Genomic DNA, 16,404 nt, shown 5'->3' on the forward strand with positions numbered 1-16,404 from the left:
TAGCGCGCCATCCAACCAGTTACAATACTGCGGTGCGGCCCGTATCATCCGGGTAGCCTAATCTCAGGCTACGCGACGGCACCGGGATTGTTTCCTCTTTTGCATCAGCCGGCTGAGATGCTCGGGGGTAATCGAAAGCAGTTGAGCAAGCTCCATCTGCTTGAGGATCGGCAACGGGTCCATGGTTACCCCGAAGGGATGAACCCTCTCCCGTTCTGTCATGAAATGATCTAAACGCTGTTCCGCACAACACCCGGTCATTTCTATCTGTAGACTGATCTGGGAAGCGAGTTCCAGGCATAGTACCTCAAGGAGATGGGACATCATCTCCGAGCTGGCTTGCAGCAACCGTGAAAACTGAGAGGCGTGGATTCGGGCTACGACACAATCTGTGAGCGCCCGCACAGAATAGATTGTTCGGATGCCCATGAGGACGGAAGTGGATCCAGCATACCAGCCTTCCGAGCGCAGTCCGAGGGTGATTTCACGCCCACTTGTTGTAAGGTGTTCCAGTTTCACCGTCCCTTGGCGCACCAGATAAACGGAACTGGCTGCGCATCCTTGCTCAAGCAGGAGCGTACCCGCCTTTAGCAAGCGGACCGCGGGAAGCAATTGAAATATGTTGAGGCGTCCGGCGAGTACCGGAGTAAACGCCGGCACTCCATTTCCATTCGCAGGTTCAGCGGCAGAAAGAAACGACTCAAGAGGTGATGCGGCAGCCTTGCTCTCCATTGAATAGTCCCCTACGTTGGTTTGTTCAGCGCTTCCGGCCCGGATACCCGTCCCACCGGACGGCGAGCCTGAACTGCTGGCCATACGCAAGAGATAAACAATTGGATTTGGAGCTATAAGAAATATTGTCAGATTTCTTCCATGCGGTATTACCAAAGAAACATAGGAACCTTGAGTAATCAATCCCGTTAACTAAACGGTCAATAACTTCCTGGCAAAAGTTATCAAGAGTGGCGAAGCGATGCCAATCGCGTTTGAAAATGGCGCTGACCTATTTGGACAGCAATATCCGGGGAAGCACAGGCATAGCCGGTGTCTTATCCACTCTTTCGCGGCGCGCTAACCCTGAGCGACTTACTCCGCAAGAAATCTATCTCCCCTGGGAGAAGTCAGCGCGGCAACCGCGGTCAACCCAGATGCCCTTGTTGTTGTACCCCCAGGTTTGTCCCTGGATGCAAGGAGAGCCGCTGCGTTGATAGACCAATCTGACACCTTGGCGAGTGTAGGCATTGCAGAAGTTATAGCCGCCGTTATTCGAGGAGCAAGTCACTACCCCGCCATTCCCGGGCACCGTCACCGGAGGCGGAGGATAGCCTCCTCCCCAATTATTGCCGGGCGGATATCCCGGACCAGGACCCCAGTTTGAGCCGCCGCCGAGAACGACAAAGTCGGCACGGCAGCCGCGATCAACCCAGGTGCCTCGGCGGTCGTATCCCCAGGTCTGTCCCTGAATGCAAGCGGAGCCGCTGCGCTGTCGCACCATCTGTACGCCGCCCCTGGTGTCCACCGGGCAGTAATGACGGCGGCCATCATCGGACGCACAAGTGAAGTTTCGTCCGTTCTGGGAAGTCATGCCGCTTTGGGCAGACGCGCGAGGGGCACCGATCATAGCGAGTACAACCGCAAAGAGCACGTATTTGATGATGCGCATGAAATCCCCCAGATATCTCAGCAGAATTAGAGGCACGTCCTTACAGAGTAAGGTCGAACCGGAGCGCTCCGCCGCCAGATTAGCGAAAGAGGTTTCCGGAGTACTCCCCAGTAACCCTAATTTCGCGCTCTTTGATCGTCAAGATGAAAGCTGCAATGCAGGCGAGGACAGCAACAATCCGGTCACATTCCACACCGAGAGATATGGCAGGAAAGCGCTATTCAGCACTTCCCCGCTTGTGTTTGGGCGGGGAGGGAGCAGGCGCCTGGCCCGACGCGTTTGTCTTGGCCGAGTTTGGCCCGTCCTTCAAGGTGAAGATGACTTCGCCAGGACGGGCGTAATGTAGCTTTTCCCGCGCTTCATGTTCGATTGCGTCCGGATCCCCCTGCAATCGTTCGACATGGGCCTGTAATTTCGCGTTCTCCTGCTTCAACTGGTCGATCTGTTGCGAAAGCTCCGCATCTTCCATTCGCTTCTGCTTATAAACCCGCAGGCCGTTGTCGCCGGCGACCGCGAAATACCCCAGCACGGCAGCCAGCACCATCGCCGATCCGGTCGCCAACCGGCGGCGATTCCGGTAGACCGAACGCCACACCCACCCAGCAGCTGAGATCGAGACCTTCGATTTGTCAATATTTTTTTCACACAAATCCCTCTACTGCCTGCGCGCACTGCAGCGACTAAGCCTGGCCTGTCCGCAAACGCGGAGCACAGCCAGTCTTGATGCTCGAAAACCTGCGAGGCCAACAGTGCACACCGCGCAGCTGGGCTTCAGTCTCAAGACTTGCGCACATCACCATCCATCTTTATGAGAGAAGTCTTCGCCCCTCGAGTCAAGTGGAAGTTCTGTTGGTTTGGCGATGAGGAACCCAGTTCGCCAAATGGCTACTCCGAAGGCCTCATCATTTATCATCAGGAATCAGGGCTATCCTCAGGAAATCGGGGCGTCGACAACCAATTGATGCGCGTTCTTTACGTGATCTTTGTGCTCTGCGTCGGTGCGCTGCTTTGGGCGGCGTTTGCTGCGGCCGGGCATATCCGGCAGCATGAAAAAAACGCCACTCGTTCGGCCGAGCCAAAGTCGGGCGATGAACTGACTGAGAATAAAGAAGTGCTGCTTTCAGGACGCGAGACGAACCGAGACCAGAGATGAAGAACACCGTGGCCGAGATAGCGTTTCCCCAAGTCAGATGGAGCGAGAATTCGGCATCGAAGTCTTTTCTGAAGGCTGTGGCTATTGCAGTTGCGGCCAGTGGTCTGGTTGCGTCGTGCGCCCAGGTGAACATCCCTCTACTGTTTACGCCTGTCCCTCTCAATCTGGCTTCTTTGGCGGCGCTCGTCTCAGGGCTGGTGCTTGGCCCCAGACTCGCCTTTACCTCGCTGTGCCTCTATCTCCTCGAAGGTGCGTTGGGATTGCCGGTCTTTAGTCCTCAAGGAACTCTGGGCATCCTGCATCTACTTGGCCCGGCTGGCGGCTACCTGCTCAGCTATCCGTTCGCCGCAGCAGTCGCCGGATACTTCTACCAGCGCCTTTCAAGGGCTTCTACCTTTGGGGCCTTTGTCTCCGCCGCTGCCAGCGGAGCAGCTGCGAGCCTCCTGACTCTCGTTTTTGGAGCCACCTGGCTCATGCTGCTCACTCATCTTGACATCCGTCTGGTGCTGGCCCAGGCAGTACTTCCCTTCCTGCCCGGCGACGTGCTCAAAGTTTTCGCCGCGGCCGGCATCGCAACTATGGTGTTTCGCTTCCGTGACCCCTGGTGGGAGCGCTTGCTTTGAAGATTCGCCCGCTAATTGGAAAGATTTTGGCTCTTGCCGGAACCGGGCTATACTCGCAGAGCACCCTCGCTTGGCAATCGCGGGTTTTCTGCCTAATCGTTACTTCCACAGAACCAAGGCCAGTGAACCCGGCCTGGCTTATGAACAACTGCGTCACCATCAGGAGAAGAAGTGAGCACATCCCCTTCCAATATTGAATCGGCTGAACCTGCACCGCAGACACCCTCTTCAGTCGATCCTGCCTCGTTCAATGGCCACCCTTTAGTCAGCGGCATCAAGGACATTTCCATCGCGCACAGTCCTGACTCTGACGATGCGTTCATGTTCTATGGCTTGGCGACCAACAAGATCCGCGTTCCCGGCTACAAGTTTCACCACACTCTGACCGATATCGAAACGCTGAATCGCCGGGCCATTGATGAAGCTTTCTATGACGTGACTGCCATTTCCTTCCACGCCTACCCGTATATGCAGGAGAATTATGCTCTGATGGCCTGCGGCGGCAGCGTTGGCGAGGGCTACGGTCCCATGATCGTCGCTCGTCACGCCTACTCCCAGGAGGAAATACGGAAGGTCAAAATTGCGATCCCTGGCGTGTTAACGACTGCCTACCTGACGCTGAAGATCTTCGCGCCCGAGATCGAAACGGTTGCCGTCCCCTTCGATCGCATTATCCCTGAAATCCTCGCCGGCAACTTTGACGCCGGTCTGATCATTCACGAGGGCCAACTGACCTATTCGCACAGCGGGCTTCACAAGGTGCTCGATCTCGGCCAATGGTGGCGAGAGCAGACTCGCCTGCCGCTGCCGCTTGGCGGGAACGCCATCCGGCGCTCGCTCGGCCAGGATTCCATGCTGACAGTGACCCAGGCTTTACGCGATTCCATTCAACACGCCCTCGATAATCGCGAGGCCGCGCTTGACTATGCCATGCAGTTCGCCCGCGATCTCGACACTCGCCTCGCCGACAAATTCGTAGGGATGTATGTCAACGAGCGCACGCTGAACTACGGCGAGGACGGCAGAGAAGCGATTCGCAAGCTGCTGCAAATGGGACACGAGCGCGGGATCATCCCCAACGCCGCCAAGATTGATTTTGTAGGCTAGGCCTTTCACTTTCGACTGAAAATGCTAGGTGGGCTGAGTGGCTTTTCTGCGCAGGCCTGAGGATTAGTGGCTTTCAGCCCTTCTCGCTGTTAGCCTTTCGGCGCATCCCATCTTGTAGGGGTGTGTGGAAAGATGAAAGCAGAGAAGACCGAGTCAGAATTGAAGAACTATTCCGCTCCATGGACGGGCGAGGTGATCCTCGCCTGCAAGCGCTGTCAGAAAAAGCTCCGCCGCGAAAAGCATCCCTCAGAGTTTTCCCGCCTCAAGAAGTGGTTTAAGAATCGGGGGCGCCAACTGCCTTCGACGACAGCCTTCCACATCATTGAAATTCCCTGTCAAAATATTTGTCCGAAGCATGGTGTCGTCGTGCTTAGCCGTCCACAACTCGCGAGTCGGCCACCCCGCTTCTCGATCCTGTCGAGCGAACGACAAGTAGAGCGCTTCTATGAAGCTCTGATTGCCATGAAATCCTGATGAAGTCTCAACCGTGATTTCCTCTCGGGTCGACTCACATCGATGCTGGTATTTTCTGGGAACTGAGCGCTGAACGCTCATGGCGCTTAGCGCGATACCCTCCAAGGCGAAGTCGTTTTCCAGCTTGCGAGTTCCGAGAGGGCCCACTCGTTCGACTTGCCCTCGTGGCAAGAGGTGCAAGGGTTAGGTATCCCGAACTGCTCCGTAAGCTTGGGCGAAATAAAACGGAAGGTATGGCTACTCACAGATGTCTTGCCCAAAGTCTGTTCAATCCTGGGCATGTGACAACTGGTGCATTCGCTTCCCGGGCTGCCTGCCGGGTGATGGGTGTGCTCTGCTACGGATGTACGCAGTCCCGCGGGATTGTCAGCCGTATGGCAGTTCAGACATAAGGCATTCCCGGACCTGATTAGGTTGGAAGGGTTCCGGCCGCTGTGCACCTGGTGACAGTCGAAACAACGCATCTCGCGGTGTACATCACGCTCTGGACGAAGTCATTGCCCTGCATCCGGTTCTTGTGTGCGGTTCCATCCTGCCAGTAGTAGAAATCCTGAGATCCCAGTCGCGAGTCCTCCAGTTTCCAAAAGTCGGATAGTCTTTGCCCGGGCAGGTAGCCGACTGGCCAATCGACATACTTACCATAGCTCGGGGACTCGAGTGGCCTTCCCTGGCTGTGGCATTGCAAGCACGTATCATTCCCGCGTACGAAATCAAGTTTCGCGGGATTCACAATATTCTTCAGGGTCGGCTGCGCCACATGTTCGCTTCCCGGCCCATGGCACTTCTCGCACCCGACATTCCATTCCGTGACTTGCTTTGTGGCGAGGTTGTAGTTTACCGAGTGACAGCCATCGCATGTTGGGCCAGTAGGACGTTCTTCATTGCTTTTTGGATAAAAAGGTACCCACCAGTCAGTTCCATCTGCAACGTGATAGGGCAGCCATTTGCGGTTCGCGATGTCCCATTGTCCAGGTAGCGGATAATAGTCATCTCCCTTTTTGGCGAAGTATCGCTGCTTCCATCGGCTGCCGTACACAAGAGCAACTTGGCCAATATCAAAGGGACGATTTGGATCAGGGTGGTCGAAATCCCCGAGTACGGCTTCCGGATGGACCTTCGGATCGCGAACGACGTTCGCCATCCGGGTCTGCTTCCACCCATCAAACTCTTTTTCGTGACACCTGCGGCAAGTCTCGGAACCAACAAAATGAGAGGTACTAGAACTCTCTTGAGACAGGCCGTTTGGGAGGGAAAACAACGCGAGAAACAAGAAGGGCGCTGCAAATCGTCGTAACTTCAGGGTCGTCATCCTCTTTCTTAGGATTTAGACGGCCCATACTTCAGTTTGGCTTAGGCAGCTGCAACATCATGCCGTTGCTGCCACTCGTCTCGACCGTAGGCAGCTGACCGTTCCATTTGTCGACCAAGGCGCGCTGGTTTTCGAGGCGGCGCAGCTCCAAGAGTTGAGGAGTAATCGATGTCTGCCGGATCCGGTTGGCCTCTGCCTCTCCCTGGGCGCGAGTCACAGCGGACTTGGCTTCGCCATCGGCTTGAGCAATTTGCTTAGCAGCCTGCGCCTGCGTCTCCGCCAGCTCATTGCGCGCCTGCTCAGCATGCTGAATTGCCTGCGCCTTCGCGGTAATCGCTTGAGCAATCACATCCGGCACTCGCGGGGCTCCGATAAAGCCGAACTGCTGGACGCCGACCCCCACGCCAGCCAGCTTTTCCTGAATCTGCGCTTGTACCTTGTGCAAGAAATCGGCCTTTTCCTCGCCATAAATCTGTTCAATTGTGTAGGTCGAGGCGACCTCGTTGAGCGAGTTGCGCACGATGTCCCGCAGAATGCCATGAGTGAATCCCTCTAAGTCGCTCACCCGGTACTTCAGATAAAAATCAGGCACTTTCTGCGGGTCGATGGCATAGGATAACGAAACATCGGCATAGACCTCCATGCCTTCTTTCGAGTTGAAGCTCATCTCTTCGTTGACGGCGTGGCCTTCGTTCAGATCGCGCGTCCACTTCACCGTTTGCACAAAGGTTGGAAACTCGATGATCTGGCTGCGCAATGGGCTGTAGAAGACCCAGCCGGTACGAATCGGGATCTCCGACGGGCCGCGTTGACTGCCGGAGAGCAGAACTTCTACTCCGGTGTAGCCGGCGCCAATGCGGGTAATCGCCGCGACGTAGTTGAAGAAGATAAAAAGCGCGATCAATACGCCTACCCCGACTGCTCCAGCCTTGATCAGCCGTTTCACCGGCAATTCGCCGTACCCAAGCGTCTGTGAGCCTCGCGGTGGTTCTACTTGTCCAAATACTGTCATGACGACCTCCACAATCGGACCAACATCAAGGGGAGAAGAACGACCAGCAGGATGAGCACTGCCGTGCCCTCATACACGGCGCGGTCGCTGGGCAGATTCAGTAGATGGAACGCACCCACCATGCCTTCATAGCCGACTGTAAGGAGGAGCATCGAGGCGAGAATTCGAAATGTAAGCTTCACAGGAGTCTGGCCAATGGGGGATTCCGGGGACTTCCACACTAGGTACGTCCAACTTCCTTTCCCAGGAAGTCTACCGAGCTGAATCTGCCTATTCCACGTCCACCCGAATTCCGATCTTGCTGACCTTACTTCTCAACAAAGTCTACGCCGCTTCACCATCGCCGCTACAGAACAACGGTAACCATGTCAACGAAAGTGATAAGGAATCCATAAGGCCGGTGTCCCGTATCTGCCCTGATCAGCAAAGTCGTCCTGAGGGACTCCTTCGCCGTCCGCTTTGTCACGAGAAAGATTATCGCCCTTGTCAACCGGTTGGGAATGAGAATGGCTTAGGAATTCTCCGAACCAGCCGACTGGACCAAAATGCAAGTCACGTTATCCCGCCCGCCTGCATCATTCGCCGCTTCGATCAGTTGCCGACAGACAAGGTCAAGATCCTTCGCCCCGTTCAGGATACTTTGGATGCGCGCATCGCTAAGCTCCCGCGTCAGCCCGTCGCTGCATAGCAGAAAGACATCTCCAGGCTCAGCTTCAATTTCGCTGATCTCGGCGGTAACCGAGCGCTGGGATCCCACTGCGCGGGTGATCACATTCCGGAGGGGAGATCGGTCTGCCTCTTCCCGAGTCAGTTGTCCTAACTTGACTTGCTCGTCGACCAGCGAATGGTCGTGGGTGAGCTGCTCCAGTTTCCCATCGCGGAAGAGATAGCAGCGGCTGTCACCCACGTGGGCAACCCAGACACTTTTGTCCTGCGCAAAGAGCGCTACCAGCGTAGTTCCCATGCCGTGCAGACGCGCATCGTTGGCCGCCTGGGAAAAGACGAGGTGGTTGGCATCCGCGACCGCCTCGCGCAATAGTGAGGAGACCCCATTCTCAGGGTGTCCGGAGGCCGAGTCGCACTCCACCGAAGCCCCATTAAGAGTTTCTCTAGAATTCGGTTCCTGGCCAGTAGAAGTCGGGTGAGCTGAACTCGATGGCGCGCAGATGCTGCGGAGCATCGTGTCAACGGCAACGCGGCTGGCAATCTCCCCGGCGGCCGCCCCACCCATCCCATCACAGACGACAAACAGTCCATCGCCGGCGCAGATGCCAAAAGCATCTTCATTGGACGTTCGTACCCGTCCCCGGTGAGAGGCAGCAGCAGCAGAGTATCCGTACTTACAAAGTTGAGGCATGCGAAAATGAACAGCTCAAATAGAATTCAATCCAAGAACAGCCACCGGATGACAACCAAGGGTTTGAAGTTCCAGCTCCGCGGCTTTGCGATCCGCCGCTCGATGAGCACCAAGCTAACCAACTCTGGTCTACCAAACAATACACTTTCGTGCTGCCGTCCGCATACCGAAATACCAGCTTTGATGGTTACCGAGAAGCCAAGGGGCTCTTTATTGAAAAATCATCCCCTTCTAGGAATCTGTTCCAGCGAACGATCAGTAACCTTGCCATCGCTAGAACCTGCAGAGGGTGATAGCGCGGCGAGGGTCGGGCCAGCAGCCGTCTTTTCGTCTATGAGGAACGGGGCTCGAAGGCAAGCCATCTCGATGTACCGTATGCCTCGCAAATCCTTGCTTCTAGGTCTAGTTCACCGCCGCAAGCGCCGTCGTGACCGCCGGAAGGTCGTAGACTTCAATCGCGTTTTCGCGCAAGATGACGAAACGGCGCCCGTCGGCGGACAATCCGTAATTTTGGCCGCCGCTCAACATCGGCGTGGCGAACTGGCTCATGGCCAGCTTTCCGGTTTCCACATCCAGAACCTCAATGCGCTGGCCTTGCAACTCGGTTTCATCGAAAGGATCCATAGCACTCACCGGCCGCGCGACTCGCAAGGTGCTAAAGGCGATCCGCTGTCCGTTTTCCGAATAGGCGGTGGTCGGCCAGATGAAGTGGCTGTCCCAGCGGTAGCTCCAAAGCCTCTTGCCGGTTAGCGAGATCGCTTGAAAAACATGATCGCTTCCTCCACCCGAACAGGTGCTGAGAAAGAGCGTTTGGCCGTTCAGTGAGCTTTCGTTGGGATGACAGCTGGATGCGACCTCGGCCACAACCGAAGGTTCTCCCTGGAAGGGCTTATATCGTACCATCCAGTGGTCGCCTTTTGCGGAAAGGGTCTCCAAATATCCGTCCGCTATGAGAGGCAGGTCAGTCGGATTGTAGGCGCGCGCATGACCCACTGCGGTATGGTTATCAACCTGAATGACCGACAGCTGGACGTCTTCCCGGGGCATGGAGAGACCCGCCTGCCGCGCCTCTTCCACCAGTCTCCGATGCTCCTCTTCGGTATGCTTTTCCAGATCCGTCTCGATCAGCAGCAGCCGGGCATCCGGAGAGAGCTTGACCAGTCGAATGGGGGATTTCGACTCTATGTACGGGTGTAGGTTGAGACTTGAATCAGTGGTGAACAGCTGGTCTCTTTGCCGCACCAGGAACTTGCCATCTCGCAGAGCCCACAGGTAGCGTCCCCGATCGTGCATCCGCCATTCCGCCGACCGCTCGACTTTCCCATCGGGTAGATGAATGACCATGGCACGGATCAGCTGGTCCTCATCTTCGGGTCCACACTCCACGAGGCGTTTGAGCAGGACCGGTACCCGGAAGGTGAACAGCAGATGATCGTCGTCGACAAAATCCAGAGAGACCGAAGAGGTGCGTCCCATCAGGTAGAAGCTACTCAGCGGATGATAGCCCAGCGGATCGGTCGGAATCCGAAGCGTCGGAGGGGGCGCCTCGCCCTTGTCGTGTTTCGCACCCCACGCGGTAAGGGTCAGGAACCCCAGCACGGACCAGCTCACCAAACGAATCCCTAAGAGACGCCGCATACTTCACCGCTTCTATTCTCCTATAAGAAGCGATTGACGTGCGGACAGATGGTCGCCGAGCGTTGAACAAACGGGTCGTTAATGCAGGTCGGAAAGAGGGTCGCAAACCTTGTCGCTCCCACCCGAACGACTGCGGCCACCTAAAGAGTCTCTGCTTTAAGTCAGTCAGGGGTTAGCCAGCGGGTGAAGCCACTCGAAATTTGTTGCGCTTTAAACCGATCAGCTCGGGCGTCCAAGGGGCCCGGGTTGAACTCGATGATGCAGCTCTGAGTTTCGAATGGTAATTGAGGTGCGGCATGAAGAATATTCCATAAGACATTGAAAAACGGCATTTTAGATGGATCATCAGTCAGTCTTTCTCGCCTTCACTGGCCGACCGGGCGAAGAAGCCAATGCGGTTTCGACCATCGAGCTTGGCGGTCGCTCTCGCCTGCTTCGCTCGCTCGAGAAGCTCTTCGACGGCATAAAACTGATCAGGCAGCAGAATGCTGACTCCAAAGCTGCAAGTCACGCTTAGGGTGCCGTTTGCGAGCGTCACCGGCTTCCCGCAAAGCGAGTCGTGGATCTTCCGGAGCCTCTCGACACCAGTATCAGCCTCAAATCGGGGCAGCACCAGCAGGAATTCTCCCCCAGCAAAGCGTCCCGCTGCGTCATAGTTGCGGATCGCGTGTTCGATGCGCCGCCCCACCTCCTTGAGAACCTCATCCCCAGCGGGCTCACCATGCTGGTCATTGATCTTCTGCAGGTAATCAATGTCCACCAACACGACACTGAGGGTGTTCTTGTCTCGCACTGAACGCGCCATCTCCCGATCCAGCATTTCGAGTATGGAGCTCCGGTTCAGCAGCCCGGTCAGCTCGTCCCGCATCGAGTGGAGCCGAAGCGTCGCATGAGCATCGATCAGATCGGCCGATTTGCGTGCCAGCTCATCGGTCTTCGCCAAAAGCTCGAACTCAAGACTTTGCCGCTTCTCGACGCAGCCGCTCTCTCGGTTCCAGGTCCTGAGCCAAAGAACAAAGAAGAGAGCGGTCGCTGCACCGAAGCCAATGAACAGCAGATTTGGGGGAAGCGCCATAGGATCTTTGTCGGCATCGCTCTCAAAGCACGAGAGACATCTTTCGAAAAATTGATCGATAGTAGAGATCTTTTTGGTCGAAAGCGGCCGCCTATCGCGGCCCATCAAAGGTTCAAAGGACTCCCGGCATCCTATGAGACGGTAAGCGTTTATGCTTGCACCACAGTATGGCTTCGCGAAAGAGCGCAAATATCGCAGGATCCATTGGCTCCAGACCCGCGCCTGAGGCAAAAATGGACCCAGCCGGCAACGCAGTTGCAAAGGACCTCCCAGAAGACCCTGGCGCGGTGCTGGACCTCTTCCACCCCGTCACTGCCAAATGGTTTCGCGCAGTCTTCGACCAACCGACGGCCCCGCAGCGGCAAGGATGGCCCGCCATCGCGCGCGGTGAAAACACCCTTATTTTTGCGCCTACCGGAACCGGCAAGACGCTCACCGCCTTCCTCTGGTGTCTCGACCGCTTGATGCTGCACCCGCCCAAGGATGAAGAAGAGGCCTGCCGGGTCATTTACATCAGCCCCTTGAAGGCGCTGGCGGTCGACGTGGAACGCAATCTCCGCTCACCGCTTGCTGGCATCGCTAACATGGCAGCCCGAGAGGGTATTCCCTTCCGCCAGCCGGAAATCAGTGTCCGGACCGGCGACACTTCCCAGAAGGAGCGTGGGCTGTTTAAACGCCATCCCGCCGAGATACTCATTACTACGCCGGAGTCGCTCTATTTGCTGTTGACTTCTGAGGCGGCCGCCAGCCTGCGCGCGGTCGACACGGTGATCATCGATGAGATTCACGCCCTGGTCCCGACCAAGCGCGGCGCGCACCTGGCCTTGTCTCTCGAACGTCTTCAGGCCGTCACTTCACAGCCGCTGCAGAGGATCGGCCTGTCTGCCACCCAGCGGCCGCTCGAAGAGGTTGCCCACTTCCTCGCCGGGGCCACTATCAACCCGGCCGGCGACGAGTCCAATGGCGAGAACCTGCTGGCGCAGATGGAGGAGGAGTATTCCTCGACACAAGACGACATCGCGGCAGAGCGGACAGGAATCAGCAAATTCCGTCCGGTCACGATCATCAACGCCAAAGAGCCCAAACGGCTGGACCTCAAGATTGAAGTGCCCGTCGAAGACATGGCGCGACTTGGCCAGATCGAAGAGTTGCCCAGCGGCGCTGCTTCGCAAGGCCCGAAGCGCACCTCGATCTGGAGCGCGATTCACCCCCGATTGCTGGAGATTGTGCGCTCCCGCACCTCGACACTGATCTTCGTCAACAGCCGCCGCATCGCCGAACGCCTTGCCGGAGCGCTTAACGAACTTGCAGGCGAGACCCTGGCCCGGGCCCATCATGGCTCGCTAGCCGCCTCGCAGCGCTCCGAGATTGAGGAGATGCTTAAAGCGGGAGGCATCAAGGCTCTGGTCGCCACCTCATCGCTCGAACTTGGCATCGATATGGGTGCGGTTGATCTAGTCATCCAGATCGAGGCGCCGCCGTCGGTCGCGAGCGGCATGCAAAGGATCGGACGTGCCGGCCACCACGTAGGCGCATCGAGCGAAGGCATCATCTTCCCGAAATACCGAGCCGACCTGGTCGCATGTGCCGCGGTAACCCGCGCCATGCACGAGGGATTGGTCGAGTCGACCCGCTTCCTGCGCAATCCGCTTGACGTACTCGCGCAACAGATGGTCGCTATCGTCGCGCAACCGCCGGCTCTCAGCCGCGTGAAACGCAAACGAGGGGAGCCGCCACCGGAAGCCGAAATGGGCGTCGAGGAGCTCTTCGACATCGTACGCGGGGCCGCTCCATTTGCGGGACTGAGCCGGATGGCCTTCGAAGGAGTACTCGACCTGCTTGCCGGCCGTTATCCGTCGGACGAGTTTGCCGAGCTTCGTCCGCGCGTCACCTGGGACCGGGTCCGGAACGTTGTCACCCCGCGCCAGGGAACGAAACTGCTGGCGATCGTCAATGGCGGCACCATCCCCGATAGGGGCCTTTACGGCGTCTTCCTCTCCGGATCGGAGACCAAGCCGATTCGAGTTGGGGAGCTCGATGAAGAGATGGTCTTTGAGAGCCGCACTGGAGACACCTTCATCCTCGGAGCATCGACCTGGCGCATCGATGAAATCACCCATGATCGCGTTCTGGTTTCGCCTGCTCCCGGACAACCGGGCAAGATGCCCTTCTGGCATGGCGACTCTGCTGGACGCCCGCTCGAGTTTGGCCGCCGCATCGGCGCCCTGGTGAGGGAAATTCGCGAGCTCCCGCACAATGCCGCGATCAGCCGCCTGACCCGGGAACACGATCTCGATCCGGTCGCCGCCGAGAACCTTATCCGCTATCTCGCTGATCAGGAGGTGGCGACTTTTACCGTGCCGGACGATCGCAACATCGTGATTGAACGCTGCCGCGACGAGCTCGGCGATTGGCGAGTCTGCGTCCTGACACCTTTTGGCAGCCGGATTCACGCTCCCTGGGCGATGGCGGTAACCGGAAGGATCCGCGCGGCTGGCGGACCCGAGGTCGAAACGATGTGGGCCGACGACGGGTTCGTCCTGCGCTTCCCAGGCACTGACGATCCTCCTGACTCCGACATTCTGTTGCTCGACCCGGCGGAGGCCATGGACCTCGTGCTGCGTCAACTCGGTTCGACGGCGCTCTTCGCCGCCAAGTTCCGTGAGGGCGCCGCGCGCGCCCTGCTGCTGCCTCGGCGACGCGCCCAGGGTCGCGCCCCGCTCTGGCAGCAACGCAAGCGAGCCTATGATCTGCTCGCGGTGGCCGCTCGCTACCCGGCGTTCCCGATGCTGCTTGAGGCGTATCGCGAGTGCATGCGCGATGTCTTCGATATGCCCGCGTTTCTTGAGACGCTGCGCGCAATAGCTAATCGCCAGCTGCGCGTGCATGTTGTGGATTCAAAGACGCCATCGCCATTTGCCTCTGCTTTGCTCTTCAGCTATGTCGCCAATTACATCTATGACGGGGATGCTCCCCTCGCCGAGAGGCGCGCCCAGGCGCTGTCGATCGACCAGGAGCAATTGCGCGACTTGCTGGGCGACGCCGACCTCCGGGAATTGCTCGATGCCGACGCTATCGCTGAAGTAGAAGAGCAGCTGCAGGCACTGACCGAAACGACGCGAGCGCGCTCTGCCGACGCTATCCACGATTTGCTTTTACGCCTCGGCGACCTCTCGCGCGAAGAGCTCGCCCGGCGTGTCGCATCCCCCAGCCTGCTCGAGCATCTCACCCGGCTGCTGCGAGCGCGCCGGCTTCTGGAGGTCAAGATAGCGGGGGACAAGCGACTCATCGCCATCGAAGATGCGGGTCGCTACCGGGACGCTCTCGGCGTGCCTCTGCCCCCGGGAATTCCAACTTCGCTGCTTGGGCCAGTAGTCACGCCGGTGCTCGAACTGGTGAGACGTTTCGCCCGCACTCACGGTCCTTTCACTCTGCAAGAAGCATCCTCTCGGTTCGGCCTCGGCAACGAACAGACCGAAGCCGCCCTGCGCTCGCTATTGCTCGATGGGCGCATTGTTGAAGGCGGTTTTCGTCCTGGCGGCGTCCATCGCGAATGGTGCGATGCCGAGGTGCTGAGGCTCATTCGCAGAAAGTCACTGGCGCGGTTACGTAAAGAGATCGAGCCAGTGGAGCAGCAGATGTTTGCGCGTCTGGAGACGCATTGGCAGGGAGTTTTGCAACCCCGGCGCGGCCTCGATGCGCTTCTCGACGCGATCGAAAATCTGCAGGGCGCGCCTTTACCCGCGTCGATCCTCGAATCATCGATCCTGCCGGCGCGGCTGACCAATTACTCGCCCAATGATCTAGATACTTTGATCGCCGCCGGTGAAGTGGTGTGGTGCGGGCTAGAGCCTCTCGGTGAGCGCGATGGCCGCATTGCGCTCTATCTCTCCGATAAGCTGTCAATCCTGCTGCCCCCTCGCATCCTGGTCAACGACCCTGATCACCCACTGAGCGACCGTGAAGAGGCCCTGCTGGGGGAGCTCGGCCGCAGCGGGGCCACCTTCTTCTCACAGCTGCATGAAGCAGTGGGCGGAGGATATCCGGGTGAGACCCTCGATGCTTTGTGGTCTCTGGTCTGGCGTGGGTTGATCACCAACGACACCTTCCATGCTCTGCGCGCTTACACAACAAAGCCGGCCGCCGCCAAGCCAGCAAAGCGCCAGCACAATGTTCAGACCTTTCGCTCGCGAAGGACGACTCCGCCGAGTGCGCAAGGCCGTTGGGCGCTTCTGCCGATCGCAGAAGCGGCACCGGGCGCACAAGAGCAAACCAATTGGAGTCATGCGATTGCTTTACAGCTTCTCAATCGATACGGCATCGTGACCCGCGAGTCGGTCTCGCAGGAAAATCTCCCCGGCGGCTTCAGCGCCGTCTACGACGTCCTGAAGGCGCTTGAGGAGAGTGGCCGCATTCGTCGCGGCTACTTTATCGATGGTCTGGGAGCCACCCAGTTCGCGCTGCCGGCAGCGGTCGATCTGCTGCGCTCACTGCGCAACAACGTTCAGGCCGATCGTTCCGAGCTTGTAACCATGGCTGCGACAGATACCGCAAATGCCTATGGATCGGTCTTGCGCTGGCCGGTGGTCGCCGAAGATCCCGAGACTTCCGAGCAAGCAAACCGCTCCCTGACGCGCAGTGTTGGCGCGAGCGTCATACTGCGGAACGGAGACCTGATCGCTTATCTTCGCCGCAACAATCCCAATCTCCAGGTATTTCTCCCCGCCGAGGAGCCGGACCGCAGCAATGCCGCAAGAGACCTGGCACAGTTCCTCTCCGCCAACGGACAGCGGGAGATGAGGCAGCAGGCGGCGGACCACCGCGCTGGGATGCTGATCACCACCATCAATGGACAGCCTGCGCACCTTCACCTCATGTCGAGGCACTTGCAGGATGCCGGCTTTCGGGCGGCCCCACTAGGACTCAACCTGCGCAGAGTGTTGTTGCCGCCCCCAGGCTCGGAAGCCATTCCGGCGGAGACACAATAAGTCAG

15 protein-coding genes are annotated in these 16,404 nt (G+C 58.0%); 5 read left to right on the plus strand and 10 right to left on the minus strand.

Going from position 1 to position 16,404, the window contains the following annotated elements:
• Positions 1-63 precede the first annotated feature (63 nt).
• The 3 genes from ACPOL_RS01095 to ACPOL_RS01105 form a co-directional block, all read right to left on the minus strand.
• Positions 64-660, minus strand: a complete 597-nt coding sequence (locus ACPOL_RS01095) for a Crp/Fnr family transcriptional regulator (RefSeq protein ID WP_236657149.1) — start codon at positions 658-660, stop codon at positions 64-66.
• A gap of 442 nt (positions 661-1,102) precedes the next feature.
• The gene (locus ACPOL_RS01100; RefSeq protein WP_236657150.1) at positions 1,103-1,663 is read right to left on the minus strand and encodes a DUF3011 domain-containing protein; all 561 of its coding nucleotides are present in this window, start codon (positions 1,661-1,663) and stop codon (positions 1,103-1,105) included.
• A 217-nt stretch (positions 1,664-1,880) separates the two neighbouring features.
• On the minus strand, positions 1,881-2,312 hold the full coding sequence (locus tag ACPOL_RS01105) for an FtsB family cell division protein (RefSeq protein ID WP_236657151.1): 432 nt from the start codon (positions 2,310-2,312) through the stop codon (positions 1,881-1,883).
• A 159-nt stretch (positions 2,313-2,471) separates the two neighbouring features.
• Between ACPOL_RS01105 and ACPOL_RS01110 the strand changes: the two genes are divergently transcribed.
• From ACPOL_RS01110 to ACPOL_RS01125, 4 genes are all read left to right on the plus strand, one after another.
• Positions 2,472-2,816 (plus strand): hypothetical protein, encoded by a 345-nt coding sequence (locus ACPOL_RS01110; protein WP_114205424.1) that lies wholly within the window; start codon positions 2,472-2,474, stop codon positions 2,814-2,816.
• Positions 2,813-3,439, plus strand: a complete 627-nt coding sequence (locus tag ACPOL_RS01115) for a biotin transporter BioY (RefSeq protein WP_114205425.1) — start codon at positions 2,813-2,815, stop codon at positions 3,437-3,439. Before ACPOL_RS01110 ends, ACPOL_RS01115 begins: the two co-directional genes overlap by 4 nt.
• A gap of 273 nt (positions 3,440-3,712) precedes the next feature.
• Entirely contained in the window at positions 3,713-4,546 is an 834-nt protein-coding gene (locus tag ACPOL_RS01120) for a menaquinone biosynthesis family protein (protein ID WP_114210542.1), read from the plus strand.
• A gap of 132 nt (positions 4,547-4,678) precedes the next feature.
• A complete protein-coding gene (locus tag ACPOL_RS01125; protein WP_114205426.1) occupies positions 4,679-5,020 on the plus strand; it encodes a hypothetical protein in 342 nt (113 codons plus the stop codon).
• A gap of 86 nt (positions 5,021-5,106) precedes the next feature.
• On the opposite strand, the gene ACPOL_RS34425 is transcribed toward ACPOL_RS01125, so the two are convergent.
• From ACPOL_RS34425 to ACPOL_RS01155, 7 genes are all read right to left on the minus strand, one after another.
• Positions 5,107-5,484: a cytochrome c3 family protein gene (locus ACPOL_RS34425; protein WP_236657152.1), complete on the minus strand. Its 378-nt coding sequence runs from the start codon at positions 5,482-5,484 to the stop codon at positions 5,107-5,109.
• Positions 5,430-6,161, minus strand: a complete 732-nt coding sequence (locus ACPOL_RS34430) for a cytochrome c3 family protein (protein ID WP_236657153.1) — start codon at positions 6,159-6,161, stop codon at positions 5,430-5,432. Before ACPOL_RS34430 ends, ACPOL_RS34425 begins: the two co-directional genes overlap by 55 nt.
• 199 nt (positions 6,162-6,360) lie before the next feature.
• A complete protein-coding gene (locus ACPOL_RS01135; RefSeq protein WP_114205427.1) occupies positions 6,361-7,341 on the minus strand; it encodes an SPFH domain-containing protein in 981 nt (326 codons plus the stop codon).
• On the minus strand, positions 7,338-7,523 hold the full coding sequence (locus ACPOL_RS33365) for a hypothetical protein (RefSeq protein ID WP_236657154.1): 186 nt from the start codon (positions 7,521-7,523) through the stop codon (positions 7,338-7,340). The genes ACPOL_RS01135 and ACPOL_RS33365 overlap by 4 nt, the downstream gene beginning before the upstream one ends.
• A gap of 329 nt (positions 7,524-7,852) precedes the next feature.
• Positions 7,853-8,698, minus strand: coding sequence for a Stp1/IreP family PP2C-type Ser/Thr phosphatase (locus ACPOL_RS01145; RefSeq protein ID WP_114205429.1), 846 nt, complete (start codon positions 8,696-8,698; stop codon positions 7,853-7,855).
• Between the two features lie 402 nt (positions 8,699-9,100).
• Complete coding sequence (locus ACPOL_RS01150) at positions 9,101-10,336, minus strand: hypothetical protein (protein WP_114205430.1); 1,236 nt, start codon at positions 10,334-10,336, stop codon at positions 9,101-9,103.
• 349 nt (positions 10,337-10,685) lie between these two features.
• Positions 10,686-11,411 carry a GGDEF domain-containing protein gene (locus tag ACPOL_RS01155; protein WP_161557122.1) on the minus strand — a complete coding sequence of 242 codons (726 nt, stop codon included), beginning with the start codon at positions 11,409-11,411 and terminating at the stop codon, positions 10,686-10,688.
• Positions 11,412-11,644: 233 nt separating this feature from the next.
• On the opposite strand from ACPOL_RS01155, the gene ACPOL_RS01160 reads away from it, so the two are divergent.
• Positions 11,645-16,399: an Lhr family helicase gene (locus ACPOL_RS01160; protein ID WP_114210543.1), complete on the plus strand. Its 4,755-nt coding sequence runs from the start codon at positions 11,645-11,647 to the stop codon at positions 16,397-16,399.
• The last annotated feature ends 5 nt before the right edge of the window (positions 16,400-16,404 follow it).

The organism is Acidisarcina polymorpha (assembly GCF_003330725.1).
Taxonomy (GTDB): domain Bacteria; phylum Acidobacteriota; class Terriglobia; order Terriglobales; family Acidobacteriaceae; genus Acidisarcina; species Acidisarcina polymorpha.